A 17,870-nucleotide genomic window follows, 5' to 3' on the forward strand; every position below is an offset into this window, starting at 1 on the left:
AAGGGAAATTTGATAAGATAGGAATATGGATTTTGAAAAAATTGAACAAGCTTATACCTATTTACTAGAGAATGTCCAAGTCATTCAAAGTGATTTGGCGACCAACTTTTATGACGCCCTGGTGGAGCAAAACAGCATCTATTTGGATGGTGAGACTGAGTTAGAGCAGGTCAAAGACAACAATCAAGCCCTTAAGCGTTTAGCACTACGCAAAGAAGAGTGGCTCAAGACCTACCAGTTTCTCTTGATGAAGGCTGGGCAGACAGAGCCCCTACAGGCCAATCACCAGTTTACACCAGATGCCATTGCTTTACTTTTGGTGTTTATTGTGGAAGAGTTGTTTAAAGAGGAGGAGATTACGATCCTCGAAATGGGTTCTGGGATGGGAATTCTAGGCGCTACTTTCTTGACCTCGCTTGATAAAAAGGTGGATTACTTGGGAATGGAAGTGGATGATTTGCTGATTGATCTGGCAGCTAGCATGGCAGATGTAATTGGTTTGCAGGCTGGCTTTGTCCAAGGAGATGCCGTTCGTCCACAAATGCTCAAAGAAAGCGATGTGGTCATCAGCGACTTGCCTGTCGGCTATTATCCTGATGATGCCGTTGCGTCGCGCCATCAAGTTGCTTCTAGTCAAGAACATACTTACGCCCATCACTTGCTAATGGAACAAGGACTTAAGTACCTCAAGTCAGATGGATACGCTATTTTTCTCGCTCCGAGTGATTTGTTGACCAGCCCTCAAAGTGACTTGTTGAAAGGCTGGTTGAAAGAGGAGGCAAGTTTGACTGCCATGATTAGTTTGCCTGAAAATCTCTTTGCTAATGCCAAACAATCCAAGACGATTTTTATCTTACAGAAGAAAAGTGAAATAGCAGTAGAACCCTTTGTTTATCCACTTGCTAGTTTGCAAGATGCAAGTATTTTAATGAAATTTAAAGAAAATTTTCAAAAATGGACTCAAGGTACTGAAATATAAAATAGATTTTGTTATAATAGATGAAAACGCTTAAAAAGGGGTATCATGTTATGACAAAAACAATTGCAATCAATGCGGGAAGTTCAAGTTTGAAATGGCAATTATACTTAATGCCAGAAGAAAAAGTATTGGCGAAAGGGTTGATTGAACGTATCGGTTTGAAAGATTCAATTTCAACTGTAAAATTTGATGGCCGTTCTGAACAACAAATTTTGGATATCGAAAATCATACACAAGCTGTTAAAATTTTATTGGATGATTTGATTCGTTTCGATATTATCAAGGCTTATGACGAGATTACAGGTGTTGGACACCGTGTTGTTGCAGGTGGAGAATATTTCAAAGAATCAACAGTTGTTGGGGGAGATGTTTTAGAAAAAGTTGAAGAGTTGAGCTTGTTGGCTCCTCTCCACAATCCAGCTAATGCGGCAGGTGTTCGTGCCTTCAAGGAATTGTTGCCAGACATCACCAGTGTAGTTGTTTTTGATACTTCATTCCACACAACTATGCCAGAGAAAGCTTATCGCTATCCTCTACCAACAAAATATTACACAGAAAACAAGGTTCGTAAATATGGTGCCCACGGTACAAGTCACCAGTTTGTAGCGGGAGAAGCTGCAAAACTCTTGGGACGTCCATTAGAAGACTTGAAATTGATTACTTGCCACATCGGTAATGGTGCTTCTATTACAGCTGTTAAGGGTGGTCAATCTGTCGATACTTCAATGGGATTCACTCCACTTGGTGGTGTGATGATGGGAACTCGTACAGGGGATATTGACCCAGCTATCATTCCTTACTTAATGCAATATACAGAGGACTTTAATACGCCTGAAGACATTAGTCGCATCCTTAATCGTGAATCAGGACTGATGGGGGTTTCAGGTAAATCTAGTGATATGCGTGATGTGATTGCTGCTATGGAAGAAGGGAATCACGATGCCACTTTGGCTTATGAAATGTATGTTGACCGTATCCAAAAACATATCGGTCAATACCTTGCAGTCCTAAATGGAGCAGATGCTATTATCTTTACTGCAGGTATCGGTGAAAATGCTGCAAATGTACGTGAAGATGTTATCTCAGGTATCTCTTGGTTTGGCTGTGATGTTGACCCAGAGAAGAACGTCTTTGGTGTGACAGGAGACATCTCAACAGAGGCAGCGAAAATCCGTGTTTTGGTTATTCCAACTGATGAAGAATTGGTCATTGCCCGTGACGTTGAACGCTTGAAAAAATAACAAAAATCAGAAAAAATATTCCGTACAAGGAGTTGGGAAAGTGATTTTTCCAGCTTCTTTTTCTGATGAAATTGTCCAAAACCTTGCTATGATTGGCTTTTTTGAAAAATATGGTATAATAGTAGTAATTTAATAGATGGAGTTGAGTTTTGAAGAAAAACTTTCGTGTAAAAAGAGAGAAAGATTTTAAGGCGATTTTCAAGGAAGGAACAAGTTTTGCCAATCGCAAATTTGTTGTCTACCAATTAGAAAACCAGAAAAACCATTTTCGAGTAGGTCTATCAGTTAGCAAAAAGCTGGGGAATGCAGTCACTAGAAATCAAATCAAGCGACGAATTAGACATATTATCCAGAATGCAAAAGGGAGTCTGGTAGAAGATGTCGACTTTGTTGTCATTGCTCGAAAAGGGGTTGAAACCTTGGGATACGCAGAGATGGAGAAAAATCTACTCCACGTATTAAAATTATCAAAGATTTACCAGGAAGGAAATGGGAGTGAAAAAGAAACTACAGTTGACTAGTTTGCTAGGTTTATCTCTATTGATCATGACAGCCTGTGCAACTAATGGGACAACTAGCGATATTACGGCAGATTCGACTGATTTTTGGAGTAAGTTTGTTTACTTCTTTGCTGAAATCATTCGCTTTTTATCATTTGATATCAGTATTGGAGTGGGGATTATCCTCTTTACGATCTTGATTCGTACACTGCTTTTGCCAGTCTTTCAAGTGCAAATGGTGGCTTCCAGAAAAATGCAGGAAGCTCAACCACGTATTAAGGCGCTTCGAGAACAATATCCAGGTCGAGATATGGAAAGCAGAACTAAGCTAGAGCAAGAAATGCGTAAAGTCTTTAAAGAAATGGGTGTCAGACAGTCAGATTCTCTTTGGCCGATTTTGATTCAGATGCCGGTTATCTTGGCCTTGTTCCAAGCTCTATCAAGAGTTGACTTTTTAAAGACAGGTCATTTCTTATGGATTAACCTTGGTGGTGTGGATACAACCCTTGTTCTTCCGATTTTAGCAGCTGTATTTACCTTTTTAAGTACTTGGTTGTCCAACAAGGCCTTGTCTGAGCGTAATGGCGCTACGACTGCGATGATGTATGGGATTCCAGTCTTGATCTTTATCTTTGCAGTTTATGCACCAGGTGGAGTCGCCCTCTACTGGACAGTGTCCAATGCTTATCAAGTCTTGCAAACCTATTTCTTGAACAATCCATTCAAGATTATCGCAGAGCGCGAGGCGGTAGTTCAGGCACAGAAAGATTTGGAAAATAGAAAAAGAAAAGCCAAGAAAAAGGCTCAGAAAACGAAATAATAAGGAGGAATCTGGTAATGGTAGTATTTACAGGTTCAACTGTTGAAGAAGCAATCCAGAAAGGATTGAAAGAATTAGATATCCCAAGACTGAAGGCTCACATCAAAGTCATTTCTCGTGAAAAAAATGGCTTTCTTGGTTTATTTGGTAAAAAAACAGCTCAAGTTGATATTGAAGCTATTAGTGAAACAACGGTCATTAAAGCTAACCAGCAGGCTGTAAAGGGTGTTCCTAAAGAAATTAACGAACAAAATGAACCAGTCAAAACAGTTAGTCAAGCGACTGTTGATTTAGGGCATGTTGTAGAAGCAATTAAAAAGATTGAAGAAGAAGGCCAAGGGGTTTCTGATGAAGTTAAGGCTGAAATTTTGAAAAATGAAAAACATGCTAACACCATTTTAGAAGAAACTGGGCATATTGAGATTTTAAATGAATTACAGCTTGAAGAAGCTGGTTTCGGGGAAGAAGTAGAAACTCCGATTGTTGAGAGTCAAGCTGAACAAACTGAAAGTCAAGAATTAGAAGATTTGGGCTTAAAGGTTGAACCGAGTTTTGACATTGAACAAGTAGCTACGGAAGTAACGACTTATGTCCAAACAATCATTGATGATATGGACGTTGAGGCGACGATTTCAAATGACTATAACCGTCGTAGCATCAATTTACAAATTGACACCAACGAACCAGGTCGTATTATCGGTTACCATGGCAAAGTCTTGAAGGCCTTGCAACTATTGGCTCAAAATTATCTTTATAACCGCTATTCAAGAACTTTCTACATTACTATTAATGTCAATGATTATGTTGAACATCGTGCAGAAGTCTTGCAGACCTATGCTCAAAAATTGGCGACTCGTGTTTTAGAAGAAGGCCGTAGTCATCAAACGGATCCAATGTCGAATAGCGAACGTAAGATTATTCATCGTATTATTTCACGTATGGATGGCGTGACTAGTTACTCTGAGGGTGATGAGCCAAATCGCTATGTCGTTGTAGATACAGAATAAACAAAATCAGGGTTCTCCTGATTTTTTGCTAGTTGGAGGAGATTAAATTAATGTTGAATAAGATAAGAGACTATCTAGACTTTGCTGGTTTGCAGTACCGTAATCCTGATAAGGCGGGAGCAGAGCGAGAGAAGATGCTGGCATTCCGCCACAAAGGTCAAGAGGCCAGAAAGGCTTTTACAGAGCTAGCTAAAGCCTTTCAAGCAAGCCATCCAGAATGGCACCTCCAACAGACTAGCCAGTGGATGAATCAGGCGCAACGTTTACGACCACATTTTTGGGTTTATATACAGAGAGACGGACAAATGACAGAGCCTATGCTAGCCTTACGTTTGTACGGGAATCCTTCTGATTTTGGTATTTCCTTAGAAGTCAGTTTCATCGAGCGCAAGAAAGATGAGCAAACTTTAGGCAAGCAGGCCAAGGTTTTAGAAATTCCACCAGTAGAAGGTGTTTATTACTTAGTCTACTCAAATGGAGAAAGTCATAAGATGGAGGCTACTGAGGAAAATCGTCAGGTCTTAGTCGAGAAGATAGGCAGTCAAGAAATCCGAAAAGTGTTAGTTAAAGCAGATGTTTCTTTTGTAGAAACCCAATCATTAGAAGTGATTTTAGAAAAATTAGAAGATGCTTATGAACGCTTACTTCCCTACTATCAGGCGACAAGAGAGTAGAAAATAGGAGACTTATCTAGCGTCGAATTGTTTAATTGCTATTCTATGTATTTTTTCATATAATAGTAAAATAGAATGTGTGATTCAATCATCACCTCAAATAGAAAGGAAATTCTATGTCAAATCTATCTGTTAATGCAATTCGTTTCCTAGGTATTGACGCTATCAACAAAGCCAACTCAGGTCACCCAGGTGTGGTTATGGGAGCGGCTCCGATGGCTTACAGCCTCTTTACAAAACAACTTCGTATCAATCCAGCTCAACCAAACTGGATTAACCGTGACCGTTTTATTCTTTCAGCAGGTCATGGTTCAATGCTTCTTTATGCCCTTCTTCACCTTTCTGGTTTTGAAGATGTTAGTATGAATGAGATCAAGAGCTTCCGTCAATGGGGTTCAAAAACACCAGGTCACCCAGAATTTGGTCATACAGCAGGAATTGATGCTACAACAGGTCCTTTAGGTCAAGGGATTTCAACTGCCACTGGTTTTGCCCAAGCAGAACGATTTTTGGCAGCCAAATATAATCGTGAAGGCTACAATATCTTTGACCACTATACTTATGTTATCTGTGGAGACGGAGACTTGATGGAAGGTGTCTCAAGCGAGGCGGCTTCATACGCAGGTCTGCAAAAACTAGACAAGTTGGTTGTTCTTTATGATTCAAATGATATCAACTTGGATGGTGAGACAAAGGATTCCTTTACAGAAAGTGTTCGTGACCGTTACAATGCCTACGGTTGGCATACTGCCTTGGTTGAAGATGGAACAGACTTGGAAGCTATTCATGCTGCTATCGAAACAGCTAAAGCTTCAGGCAAGCCATCTTTGATTGAAGTGAAGACGGTTATTGGATACGGTTCTCCAAATAAACAGGGAACGAATGCTGTACACGGTGCCCCTCTTGGAGCAGATGAAACTGCAGCTACTCGTCAAGCTCTCGGTTGGGACTATGAACCATTTGAAATTCCAGAACAAGTTTATGCTGATTTCAAAGAACATGTTGCAGACCGTGGCGCATCAGCTTATCAAACTTGGACTAAATTAGTTGCTGACTATAAAGAAGCTCACCCAGAATTGGCTGCAGAAGTAGAAGCCATTATTGATGGACGTGATCCAGTTGAAGTGACTCCAGCAGACTTCCCAGCTTTAGAAAATGGTTTCTCTCAAGCAACTCGTAATTCAAGCCAAGATGCCTTGAATGTTGTGGCAGCTAAGTTACCAACCTTCCTAGGTGGATCAGCTGACCTTGCTCACTCAAACATGACTTATATCAAAACGGACGGGCTTCAAGACGATGCTAATCGCTTGAACCGTAACATTCAGTTTGGTGTTCGTGAATTTGCAATGGGAACTATCTTGAACGGGATGGCTCTTCACGGTGGACTTCGTGTATACGGTGGAACTTTCTTCGTCTTCTCTGACTATGTGAAGGCGGCTGTTCGCTTGTCAGCCTTACAAGGACTTCCTGTGACTTATGTCTTTACCCACGATTCAATCGCAGTCGGGGAAGATGGTCCGACTCACGAACCAGTTGAGCACTTAGCAGGTCTTCGTGCTATGCCAAATTTGAATGTTTTCCGTCCAGCAGATGCGCGTGAAACGCAAGCAGCTTGGTACCTTGCAGTGACAAGTAAGAAAACGCCAACTGCCCTTGTCTTGACACGTCAGAATTTGACTGTTGAAGATGGAACAGACTTCGACAAGGTTGCAAAAGGTGCCTATGTTGTCTATGAAAATGCAGCAGACTTTGATACCATCTTGATTGCGACAGGTTCAGAGGTCAATCTTGCTGTCTCAGCTGCCAAAGAATTGGCTAGTCAAGGAGCAAAAGTCCGTGTAGTCAGCATGCCATCCACAGATGTCTTTGATAAACAAGATGCAGCTTACAAGGAAGAAATTCTTCCAAATGCAGTTCGCCGTCGTGTTGCAGTCGAAATGGGTGCAACTCAAAACTGGTACAAATATGTTGGACTAGATGGTGCAGTTCTTGGTATTGATACCTTCGGAGCATCTGCCCCAGCACCAAAAGTATTGGCAGAATATGGCTTTACTGTCGAAAATCTTGTAAAAGTCGTTCAAAATTTGAAATAATCCTAAAAATCAGGGCGCAAGCTCTGGTTTTTCTTACTAGAAAAGCAAGGTACAACCTTGTAAAAGTAGCTGAAATTTGATATAGTAGTCCTATGTAAAAGACAAAGGAGAATAAAATGAATCCAAATTATACATTTTTAATTATGCTTATAGCGATGTTGGGCTTGATGTTCTTTATGCAACGCTCTCAAAAGAAACAAGCACAAAAACGTATGGAAAGCTTAAACAAACTACAAAAGGGCTATGAAGTGATTACAATCGGTGGACTTTACGGAACAGTTGATGAAGTAGATACGGAGAAGAGAACGATTGTTCTTGATGTAGATGGAGTTTACTTGACTTTTGAACTAGCTGCTATCAAGACAGTACTACCGCTGAAAGAAACAGCTTCACTCGAAGGTGCAATTGAAAAATAAGACGGGATTACTAACTCCCGTTTTTCTATAAAAGAAAGGAAATGGGATGAAAAAACTAGTCTTTGTCTGTCTGGGGAATATTTGCCGTAGTCCTATGGCCGAGTTTGTTATGAAATCAATGACAGATAATTATGAAATCCAAAGTCGAGCGACTTCTTCTTGGGAACATGGCAATCCGATTCATAAGGGAACGCAAGGGATTTTTCAACAGTATCAGATTCCTTACGACAAAGCCAAAACATCGCTTCAAATTAGTAAGGAAGATTTTGAAGCCTTTGATTATATTATCGGAATGGACGCTTCAAATGTTTCTGACTTACGTCAGATGTGTCCAGTAGACTGTCAAGATAAGATTTACTCATTTGCATATGAAAGTGTTCCAGATCCTTGGTATACAGGAGATTTTGAAGAGACCTATCAGCGTGTTCAAGAGGGCTGTCAAGCTTGGTTAGAACGTTTAGAAAAGGAGAGTGAAGGTGGAAAATCTTAAGAATTTTTACGAAAAGTATCGAGTGTATCTGACTCGTCCACGTTTAGAGCGTTTGGCAGTAGTTACGATTGTTTTCTGTGCTATACTCGTTTTTTTTCTAAATATTCCTAGAAAAGGTGTTCTAAAGCTTGATAATGGAACGATTGTTTACGACGGCAGTCTTGTACGTGGTAAAATGAATGGTCAAGGAACCATTACCTTCCAAAATGGGGACCAGTATACTGGTGGTTTCAACAATGGAGCCTTCAACGGAAAAGGTACCTTTCAATCTAAAGAAGGCTGGACCTACGAAGGTGATTTTGTAAATGGTCAGGCTGAAGGAAAAGGGAAACTAACAACAGAACAAGAAGTCGTTTATGAAGGGACTTTTAAACAAGGCGTTTTTCAACAAAAATAAAGCCTCCTTATCAAAGGAGGTATTGTTATCATTTAAAAGTAAGCGCTTACTAGAAAATCTATCTCTTTCCAAGCTCCTCTTCCAATCAAGCTTGTGAAATAAAAAAATATTTGAAATTCATTTCACAAACTCTAAAGAAAAAACTTGATAAGTAAAGAAAATGAGAAAAAATTCACAAACAATAAAAAATTCTTTGTGAAATGTTTATGAAACTGTTTACAAAGTTGAAATAATGCGTTATAATAAACTTGTGAAAAAATTAACAAAGGATATCAATCCTTGAAAGCTATGGAGGAAAATATGGCTGATAAAAAAACTGTGACACCAGAAGAAAAGAAACTCGCTGCTGAAAAGCATGTCGACGGCTTGGTGCAAAAAGCTTTAGTTGCTCTTGAGGAAATGCGTAAACTCAACCAAGAACAGGTCGACTACATCGTAGCTAAAGCGTCAGTAGCGGCTTTGGATGCCCACGGAGAATTGGCTTTACATGCCTTTGAAGAAACAGGACGTGGTGTATTTGAGGATAAAGCAACTAAGAACTTGTTTGCTTGTGAACACGTGGTAAACAATATGCGTCACACTAAAACAGTTGGCGTTATCGAAGAAGACGATGTAACAGGATTGACTCTCATCGCTGAACCAGTTGGCGTTGTTTGTGGTATCACTCCAACAACAAACCCAACATCAACAGCAATCTTTAAGGCATTGATTTCATTGAAGACACGTAATCCAATCGTCTTTGCCTTCCACCCATCAGCTCAAGAATCATCAGCTCACGCAGCTCAAATCGTTCGTGATGCTGCGATTAAAGCAGGAGCGCCTGAAAACTGTGTACAGTGGATCACTGAACCATCTATGGAAGCAACTAGTGCCCTTATGAACCACGAAGGTGTTGCAACAATCCTTGCAACAGGTGGTAATGCCATGGTTAAAGCTGCATACTCATGTGGTAAACCAGCTCTTGGAGTAGGTGCCGGAAACGTTCCAGCTTATGTTGAAAAGTCAGCAAACATCCGTCAAGCAGCACACGATATCGTTATGTCTAAATCATTTGATAATGGTATGGTCTGTGCATCTGAACAAGCGGTTATCATTGATAAAGAAATTTACGATGAATTTGTAGCAGAGTTCAAATCTTACCACACTTACTTTGTAAACAAAAAAGAAAAAGCTCTTCTTGAAGAATTCTGCTTCGGCGTGAAAGCAAACAGCAAAAACTGTGCTGGTGCGAAATTGAACGCTGACATCGTTGGTAAGCCAGCAACTTGGATTGCAGAACAAGCAGGATTTACAGTTCCAGAAGGAACAAACATTCTTGCTGCAGAATGTAAAGAAGTTGGTGAAAACGAGCCATTGACCCGTGAAAAATTGTCACCAGTTATCGCAGTTTTGAAATCTGAAAGCCGTGAAGATGGTATTGCCAAAGCTCGTCAAATGGTTGAATTTAACGGTCTTGGACACTCAGCAGCTATCCACACAGCTGACGAAGAATTGACTAAAGAATTTGGTAAAGCTGTTAAAGCTATTCGTGTTATCTGTAACTCACCTTCTACTTTCGGTGGTATCGGGGACGTTTACAATGCCTTCTTGCCATCATTGACACTTGGATGTGGTTCTTACGGACGAAACTCAGTTGGGGATAACGTTAGTGCCATTAACCTCTTGAATATCAAAAAAGTCGGAAGACGGAGAAATAACATGCAATGGATGAAACTTCCTTCAAAAACATACTTTGAACGTGATTCAATTCAATACCTTCAAAAATGTCGTGACGTTGAGCGTGTCATGATCGTTACTGACCATGCCATGGTAGAGCTTGGTTTCCTTGATCGTATCATCGAACAACTTGATCTTCGTCGCAATAAGGTTGTTTACCAAATCTTTGCTGATGTAGAACCAGATCCAGATATCACTACAGTTGAACGTGGTACTGAAATCATGCGTGCCTTCAAACCAGATACAATCATCGCTCTTGGTGGTGGATCTCCAATGGATGCTGCTAAAGTAATGTGGCTCTTCTATGAACAACCAGAAGTGGACTTCCGTGACCTTGTTCAAAAATTCATGGATATCCGTAAACGTGCCTTCAAATTCCCATTGCTTGGTAAGAAGACTAAATTCATCGCAATCCCAACAACATCTGGTACAGGATCTGAAGTAACACCATTTGCCGTTATCTCTGATAAAGCAAATAACCGTAAATACCCAATCGCTGACTACTCATTGACACCAACTGTGGCAATCGTAGACCCTGCTTTGGTATTGACAGTTCCTGGATTTGTTGCTGCGGACACTGGTATGGACGTATTGACTCACGCGACTGAAGCTTACGTATCACAAATGGCTAGCGACTACACTGACGGTCTTGCACTTCAAGCCATCAAGCTTGTATTTGAAAACCTTGAAAGCTCAGTTAAGAATGCAGACTTCCACTCACGTGAGAAAATGCATAACGCTTCAACAATCGCTGGTATGGCCTTTGCTAATGCCTTCCTAGGTATTTCTCACTCAATGGCACATAAGATTGGTGCGCAATTCCACACAATCCACGGTCGTACAAATGCAATCTTGCTTCCATACGTCATCCGCTACAACGGTACACGTCCAGCTAAGACAGCAACATGGCCTAAGTACAACTACTACCGTGCAGATGAAAAATACCAAGATATCGCACGCATGCTTGGACTTCCAGCTTCTACTCCAGAAGAAGGTGTGGAATCTTACGCAAAAGCTGTCTACGAACTTGGTGAGCGCGTAGGTATCCAAATGAACTTCAAAGCACAAGGAATTGATGAAAAAGAATGGAAAGAACATTCACGTGAATTGGCCTTCCTTGCTTACGAAGACCAATGTTCACCTGCTAACCCACGCCTTCCAATGGTTGACCATATGCAAGAAATCATCGAAGATTCTTACTATGGCTACAAAGAAAGACCAGGACGCCGTAAATAATTGTTATCAGCCTAGAGGCAGGAATTTCCTGTCTCTTTTTTGTAAAATTGGAAGATTGAAAATAATTTTTATCTTTTCAATTTTCACTTTTCATCTGAAAAGGAAAGTGGGAAATGACTAGGTAGACAAAGAAAGACAGCAGTATAGGCTTTCAAAGGAGAAAGAAAAATAAGTGGGGTATAGATAAAAAACAACGCCCGTACTTGCAATTAAACTTAAATAGTTATATAATAGGTTTGTTGAAAGGTGATTTGTAGTGATTCAAGTTACTCTTTTCACAATAAAAATTTCATGATTTTCATAAGGAGGAAATCACTAATGGTAGTTAAAGTTGGTATTAACGGTTTCGGACGTATCGGTCGTCTTGCTTTCCGTCGTATCCAAAACGTAGAAGGTGTTGAAGTTACTCGTATCAACGACCTTACAGATCCAGTTATGCTTGCACACTTGTTGAAATACGACACAACTCAAGGTCGTTTCGACGGTACTGTTGAAGTTAAAGAAGGTGGATTTGAAGTTAACGGTAAATTCATCAAAGTTTCTGCTGAACGTGATCCAGAACAAATCGACTGGGCTAACGACGGTGTAGAAATCGTTCTTGAAGCTACTGGTTTCTTTGCTAAGAAAGCAGCTGCTGAAAAACACTTGCACGCTGGTGGAGCTAAAAAAGTTGTTATCACTGCTCCTGGTGGAAACGACGTTAAAACAGTTGTATTCAACACTAACCACGACGTTCTTGACGGTACTGAAACAGTTATCTCAGGTGCTTCATGTACTACAAACTGCTTGGCTCCTATGGCTAAAGCTCTTCAAGATAACTTTGGTGTTGTTGAAGGATTGATGACTACTATCCACGCTTACACTGGTGACCAAATGATCCTTGACGGACCACACCGTGGTGGTGACCTTCGCCGTGCTCGCGCTGGTGCTGCAAACATCGTTCCTAACTCAACTGGTGCTGCAAAAGCTATCGGTCTTGTAATCCCAGAATTGAACGGTAAACTTGACGGATCTGCACAACGCGTTCCAACTCCAACTGGATCAGTTACTGAATTGGTAGCTGTTCTTGAAAAGAACGTTACTGTTGATGAAGTGAACGCAGCTATGAAAGCAGCTTCAAACGAATCATACGGTTACACAGAAGATCCAATCGTATCTTCAGATATCGTAGGTATGTCTTACGGTTCATTGTTTGACGCAACTCAAACTAAAGTTCTTGACGTTGACGGTAAACAATTGGTTAAAGTTGTATCATGGTACGACAACGAAATGTCATACACTGCACAACTTGTTCGTACTCTTGAATACTTCGCAAAAATCGCTAAATAATTCTTGAGTCGATAAAAAGCAAGGCCTCTGGTCTTGCTTTTTAAATATTTAAAAATGGATGACGCTATCATCCATTCTTTTTTAACTCTTTTTCAAAAGTATCTGATAGGGTAGTGAAGCTTAATTTCTCTAGAGTAAGCGGATGGGTAAAGGACAGTCGAAAGGCGTGGAGCATAAGACGACTTGTCTTTGATTTACTATTATAGAGAGGGTCGCCTAGGATAGGGTGCTTATGATGAGAAAGGTGCACACGAATCTGATGTGTTCTGCCTGTCTTTAGTTTACAACGGACAAGGGTCGTTTTGTTTGGGAATTGCTTTAATCTGCTTACATGCGTTTCAGCATATTGCCCATTTTTTGTATCAACTATTCGTTTTCTACGATCATGGCGATCACGTCCGATTTTGTCCCTGAAAACAAGCTCTCTGCTGTTGATATTTCCGTCAACAAGTGCCCAATATTCTCTAGCAATCTCTTTTTTCTCCAATAAGCGATTGAGAATAGGGAGGATAAAAGGATTTTTAGCAAAAAGAACTAAACCGCTGGTTTCCATGTCCAGACGATGAACGACATAGCAGGTTTGGCCAACATAGGCACTGACATGGTTAAGAAGGGCGATTTCGCTTGGCTGATTACCATGCGTTTTCATTCCCTCGGGTTTGTTTACAATAATCAAGTGTTGATCTTGATAAACTTCCTGAATAAGTTTTGGGTTGCCCCAAGGAATTTCTTTTTCGGGATAATCTTCCTCGTCAAAAGTCAATTGGCAAACATCTCCAGGATTTACTATCTCGTTCCAATGAACTTCTTTTTGATTTATCAAAATATGTTTCTTGATTCTCAAAAAATGACGGATTTTTCTAGGGATGAGGAGTTGTTCCTCAAGTAATTGCTTTACCGTCATTTGAGGTAGAGAGTCTGGTAATGTAAATGTGAATTTCATACAGATATTGTAACAAAAAAAGCCCTATTTTGATAGGAAATAGCTAAATTCTTGTCTTCCTATGATGAAGATGATAAAATAAACGCATGAAATTAGATAAATTATTTGAGAAATTTCTTTCTCTTTTTAAAAAAGAAACAAGTGAATCAGAGGATTCTGATTCTACTAGCTTACGTCGCTCTCGTAGTGATCGAAAAAAATTAGCCCAAGTAGGTCCAATTCGAAAATTCTGGCGTCGCTATCATCTAACAAAGATTGTCCTTATACTAGGTTTGAGTGCAAGCTTGCTAGTTGGAACCTATTTGTTTGCTGTAGCCAAGTCAACCAATGTCAATGATTTGCAAAATGCCTTGAAAACTCGAACTCTCATTTTTGACCGTGAAGAAAAGGAGGCTGGTGCCTTGTCTGGTCAAAAAGGAACTTATGTTGAATTGACTGATATCAGTAAAAATTTGCAGAATGCCGTTATTGCGACAGAAGACCGTTCTTTTTATAAAAATGACGGGATTAACTATGGTCGTTTCTTCTTGGCTATTGTAACTGCTGGTCGTTCAGGTGGTGGTTCTACTATTACCCAACAGCTGGCTAAAAATGCCTATCTATCACAGGATCAAACTGTCGAGAGAAAAGCAAAAGAATTTTTCCTTGCCTTAGAATTAACAAAAAAATATAGTAAGGATCAGATCTTAACCATGTACCTTAATAACGCATATTTTGGAAATGGTGTGTGGGGTGTAGAAGATGCGAGTAAGAAATACTTTGGAGTTTCTGCATCAGAAGTGAGTCTGGATCAAGCTGCGACTCTGGCAGGGATGCTAAAGGGTCCAGAGCTGTATAACCCCTTGAAATCTGTAGAAGATTCTACTAATCGTCGTGATACTGTCTTGCAAAATATGCTGGCAGCGGGTTATATTGATAAAAATCAAGAAACCGAAGCTGCAGAAGTTGATATGACTTCGCAATTGCACGATAAATATGAAGGAAAAATCTCAGATTACCGCTATCCTTCTTACTTTGATGCGGTGGTTAACGAAGCCGTTTCCAAGTATAATCTAACAGAGGAAGAAATTGTCAATAATGGCTACCGTATTTATACAGAGCTGGACCAAAACTATCAAGCAAATATGCAGGTTGTCTATGAAAATACATCGCTATTTCCGAGGGCAGAGGACGGAACATTTGCTCAATCAGGAAGTGTAGCTCTCGAACCGAAAACAGGTGGAGTTCGTGGAGTTGTCGGTCAGGTTGCTGGCAATGATAAAACTGGATTCCGGAATTTCAACTATGCAACTCAATCAAAACGTAGCCCTGGTTCTACAATTAAGCCTTTAGTTGTTTATACGCCTGCAGTTGAAGCTGGCTGGGCTTTGAATAAGCAGTTGGATAACCATACCATGCAGTATGACAGCTATAAAGTTGATAACTATGCAGGGATCAAAACGAGTCCAGAAGTTCCTATGTATCAAGCCTTGGCAGAATCGCTTAATCTACCTGCTGTTGCCACTGTTAATGATTTGGGCGTTGATAAGGCTTTTGAGGCGGGCGAGAAATTCGGACTCAACATGGAAAAAGTCGATCGTGTTCTTGGTGTCGCCCTGGGAAGCGGTGTTGAAACCAACCCTCTTCAAATGGCTCAAGCATATGCTGCCTTTGCAAATGAAGGATTAATGCCGGAAGCTCATTTTATTAGTAGAATTGAAAATGCTAGTGGTCAGGTCATTGCGAGCCATAAAAATTCACAAAAACGGGTGATTGATAAGTCTGTAGCTGACAAGATGACCAGTATGATGTTGGGAACATTTACAAACGGAACAGGTATTAGTTCATCGCCTGCAGACTATGTCATGGCAGGAAAAACTGGAACAACTGAAGCTGTTTTCAATCCGGAATACACAAGTGACCAGTGGGTAATTGGTTATACTCCGGATGTAGTGATTAGTCACTGGCTTGGTTTCCCTACCACTGATGAAAATCACTATCTAGCAGGATCTACTTCAAACGGTGCAGCTCATGTCTTTAGAAACATTGCTAATACCATTTTACCTTATACGCCAGGAAGTACCTTTACGGTTGAAAATGCTTATAAGCAAAATGGAATTGCACCAGCCAATACAAGAAATCAAGTACAGCGTAATGAAGAAAATCAGGCGGATAATAGCCTTTCTGATATTAGAAGTCGTGCACAAAATCTGGTAGATGAGGCTAGTCGTGCTATCTCGGATGCGAAGATTAAGGAAAAGGCTCAAACGATATGGGATTCGGTAGTCAATCTATTTCGTTAAGATGCTTGTCAAAGCCTGGCTTTCTTGTTATAATAGATAAGATGGAGGCGTTATGGCACTAAAAAAAGCAAGCCTAGCTTGTGCGGTTTGTGGTTCGAGAAACTATTCAATCAAGATCAGCGGAAACCCCAAGCCAACACGACTAGAAGTAAATAAATTTTGTAAACATTGTGGTAAGTACACTACACACAGAGAAACGAGATAGGAGAGAGCGATGCGTTTTATTGGAGATATTTTTAGACTTCTTAAAGACACAACATGGCCAACTCGCAAGGAAAGCTGGAGAGATTTTCGTTCTATCATGGAATACACTGCTTTCTTTGTTGTGATTATTTATATTTTTGACAAATTGATTGTTTCAGGTCTGATTCGATTTATTAACATTTTTTAGAAGATCTGTGGAGTTATTCACGCTAAAAATCTTCTATTATGAAAGGAAGTATCATGGATAGTTTTGATAAAGGATGGTTTGTCTTACAAACCTATTCTGGTTATGAAAATAAGGTAAAAGAAAATCTATTACAGCGTGCACAAACCTACAATATGTTGGATAATATTTTACGTGTTGAAATTCCAACACAAACAGTGCAAGTTGAAAAAAATGGAAAGAGAAAAGAAGTAGAAGAGAATCGCTTTCCAGGTTATGTTCTTGTGGAAATGGTGATGACAGATGAAGCTTGGTTTGTTGTTCGAAACACACCAAACGTTACAGGATTCGTCGGATCTCACGGAAATAGATCAAAACCAACTCCATTATTGGAACAAGAAATCCGTGATATCTTGGTTTCTATGGGACAAACTGTACAAGAGTTTGATATTGATGTTGAAGTTGGTCAAACTGTACGTATCATTGATGGTGCTTTTGCAGACTATACTGGTAAGATTACAGAGATTGATAACAATAAAGTGAAGATGATTATCTCTATGTTTGGTAATGACACAGTTGCAGAAGTAAACCTAAACCAAATTGCAGAATTATAACCCCAAGAGAGGCAAGACCTCTCTTTTTTGTGCAGTTGAGGAGGTAAAGGGGACAGAACGGGGAAAAGACCCGAATCAGCTTCATTATTTGTTAAACTGTATCTAGAAAGGGGAACGTTATGTTTAAAGAATTGTATAAAGAAGTCCAGGGGATTGTATATAAGTGTAGAAATGAATATTACCTTCATTTATGGGATTTATCGGATTGGGACCAAGAGGGGATGATTTGCTTACATGAATTGATTAGTAGAGAAGAAGAGCTGGGAGAAGATATTCCTCGTTTACGAAAATACTTCAAAACTAAATTCCGTAATCGAATTTTAGACCATATCCGTAAACAAGAAAGCCAGAAGCGTAGATATGATAAAGAACCTTATGAAGAAGTAGGTGAGATTAGTCATCGTATAAGCGAGGGAGGTCTCTGGCTAGATGAGTATTATCTCTTTCATGAGACACTAAGAGATTATAGAAACAAACAAAGTAAAGACAAACAAGAAGAGTTAGAACGCGTCTTAAGACATGAACGCTTCCGAGGACGTCAAAGAGTATTAAGAGACTTACGTATTGTGTTTAAGGAGTTTGATATCCGTAGCCGGTAAGAAGCTATGCAAAAAAAATGAAAAAAGTTTAAAAAAAGTGTTGACAAAGTTTGAAAAGCCAGTATAATAGTAAGAGTTGAAAATAACTCTGGTCCGTTGGTCAAGGGGTTAAGACACCGCCTTTTCACGGCGGTAACACGGGTTCGAATCCCGTACGGACTATGGTA

Annotated in this window: 18 protein-coding genes and 1 tRNA gene; 18 read left to right on the forward strand and 1 reads right to left on the reverse strand. The window is 40.0% G+C overall.

What is annotated here, in order from left to right:
- The first annotated feature begins 25 nt into the window (after positions 1 to 25).
- The 12 genes from K1I71_RS05750 (at position 26) to gap (ending at position 12,898) form a co-directional block, all read left to right on the forward strand.
- Entirely contained in the window at positions 26 to 979 is a 954-nt protein-coding gene (locus K1I71_RS05750; protein ID WP_223330443.1) for a class I SAM-dependent methyltransferase, read from the forward strand.
- 50 nt (positions 980 to 1,029) lie between these two features.
- Positions 1,030 to 2,220: an acetate kinase gene (locus tag K1I71_RS05755; protein ID WP_223330444.1), complete on the forward strand. Its 1,191-nt coding sequence runs from the start codon at positions 1,030 to 1,032 to the stop codon at positions 2,218 to 2,220.
- A gap of 149 nt (positions 2,221 to 2,369) precedes the next feature.
- Positions 2,370 to 2,741, forward strand: coding sequence for a ribonuclease P protein component (rnpA, locus tag K1I71_RS05760; RefSeq protein WP_000739245.1), 372 nt, complete (start codon positions 2,370 to 2,372; stop codon positions 2,739 to 2,741).
- Complete coding sequence (locus tag K1I71_RS05765) at positions 2,716 to 3,540, forward strand: membrane protein insertase YidC (RefSeq protein ID WP_223330445.1); 825 nt, start codon at positions 2,716 to 2,718, stop codon at positions 3,538 to 3,540. The genes rnpA and K1I71_RS05765 overlap by 26 nt, the downstream gene beginning before the upstream one ends.
- 17 nt (positions 3,541 to 3,557) lie before the next feature.
- Positions 3,558 to 4,547, forward strand: coding sequence for an RNA-binding cell elongation regulator Jag/EloR (jag, locus tag K1I71_RS05770; RefSeq protein ID WP_223330446.1), 990 nt, complete (start codon positions 3,558 to 3,560; stop codon positions 4,545 to 4,547).
- A gap of 50 nt (positions 4,548 to 4,597) precedes the next feature.
- A complete protein-coding gene (locus K1I71_RS05775) occupies positions 4,598 to 5,221 on the forward strand; it encodes a hypothetical protein (RefSeq protein ID WP_045606673.1) in 624 nt (207 codons plus the stop codon).
- A 116-nt stretch (positions 5,222 to 5,337) separates the two neighbouring features.
- A complete protein-coding gene (gene tkt / locus K1I71_RS05780; protein WP_045606674.1) occupies positions 5,338 to 7,314 on the forward strand; it encodes a transketolase in 1,977 nt (658 codons plus the stop codon).
- A 116-nt stretch (positions 7,315 to 7,430) separates the two neighbouring features.
- A complete protein-coding gene (gene yajC / locus K1I71_RS05785; RefSeq protein ID WP_045606675.1) occupies positions 7,431 to 7,730 on the forward strand; it encodes a preprotein translocase subunit YajC in 300 nt (99 codons plus the stop codon).
- 46 nt (positions 7,731 to 7,776) lie between these two features.
- On the forward strand, positions 7,777 to 8,220 hold the full coding sequence (locus tag K1I71_RS05790; RefSeq protein ID WP_223330447.1) for a low molecular weight protein-tyrosine-phosphatase: 444 nt from the start codon (positions 7,777 to 7,779) through the stop codon (positions 8,218 to 8,220).
- A complete protein-coding gene (locus tag K1I71_RS05795; protein ID WP_045606678.1) occupies positions 8,207 to 8,617 on the forward strand; it encodes an MORN repeat-containing protein in 411 nt (136 codons plus the stop codon). The genes K1I71_RS05790 and K1I71_RS05795 overlap by 14 nt, the downstream gene beginning before the upstream one ends.
- A 300-nt stretch (positions 8,618 to 8,917) precedes the next feature.
- Entirely contained in the window at positions 8,918 to 11,569 is a 2,652-nt protein-coding gene (gene adhE, locus K1I71_RS05800) for a bifunctional acetaldehyde-CoA/alcohol dehydrogenase (RefSeq protein ID WP_045606680.1), read from the forward strand.
- Between the two features lie 318 nt (positions 11,570 to 11,887).
- On the forward strand, positions 11,888 to 12,898 hold the full coding sequence (gene gap, locus K1I71_RS05805; protein ID WP_033687386.1) for a type I glyceraldehyde-3-phosphate dehydrogenase: 1,011 nt from the start codon (positions 11,888 to 11,890) through the stop codon (positions 12,896 to 12,898).
- A gap of 67 nt (positions 12,899 to 12,965) precedes the next feature.
- On the opposite strand, the gene K1I71_RS05810 is transcribed toward gap, so the two are convergent.
- On the reverse strand, positions 12,966 to 13,841 hold the full coding sequence (locus K1I71_RS05810; protein ID WP_084819634.1) for an RluA family pseudouridine synthase: 876 nt from the start codon (positions 13,839 to 13,841) through the stop codon (positions 12,966 to 12,968).
- Between the two features lie 86 nt (positions 13,842 to 13,927).
- On the opposite strand from K1I71_RS05810, the gene pbp2a reads away from it, so the two are divergent.
- The 6 genes from pbp2a (at position 13,928) to K1I71_RS05840 (ending at position 17,865) form a co-directional block, all read left to right on the forward strand.
- Positions 13,928 to 16,123, forward strand: a complete 2,196-nt coding sequence (pbp2a, locus tag K1I71_RS05815) for a penicillin-binding protein PBP2A (RefSeq protein WP_203180022.1) — start codon at positions 13,928 to 13,930, stop codon at positions 16,121 to 16,123.
- Positions 16,124 to 16,175: 52 nt separating this feature from the next.
- A complete protein-coding gene (gene rpmG / locus K1I71_RS05820) occupies positions 16,176 to 16,328 on the forward strand; it encodes a 50S ribosomal protein L33 (RefSeq protein ID WP_001809375.1) in 153 nt (50 codons plus the stop codon).
- A gap of 9 nt (positions 16,329 to 16,337) precedes the next feature.
- Positions 16,338 to 16,514 carry a preprotein translocase subunit SecE gene (gene secE / locus K1I71_RS05825; protein WP_001210990.1) on the forward strand — a complete coding sequence of 59 codons (177 nt, stop codon included), beginning with the start codon at positions 16,338 to 16,340 and terminating at the stop codon, positions 16,512 to 16,514.
- A gap of 53 nt (positions 16,515 to 16,567) precedes the next feature.
- Positions 16,568 to 17,104 (forward strand): transcription termination/antitermination protein NusG, encoded by a 537-nt coding sequence (nusG, locus tag K1I71_RS05830; RefSeq protein WP_000376740.1) that lies wholly within the window; start codon positions 16,568 to 16,570, stop codon positions 17,102 to 17,104.
- Positions 17,105 to 17,223: 119 nt separating this feature from the next.
- Positions 17,224 to 17,703: a sigma-70 RNA polymerase sigma factor region 4 domain-containing protein gene (locus tag K1I71_RS05835; RefSeq protein WP_223330448.1), complete on the forward strand. Its 480-nt coding sequence runs from the start codon at positions 17,224 to 17,226 to the stop codon at positions 17,701 to 17,703.
- Between the two features lie 90 nt (positions 17,704 to 17,793).
- Positions 17,794 to 17,865, forward strand: a tRNA-Glu gene (locus K1I71_RS05840).
- Positions 17,866 to 17,870: the final 5 nt, after the last annotated feature.

Origin of the sequence: Streptococcus mitis (assembly GCF_019929545.1) — a bacterium.
GTDB lineage: Bacteria > Bacillota > Bacilli > Lactobacillales > Streptococcaceae > Streptococcus > Streptococcus mitis_BU.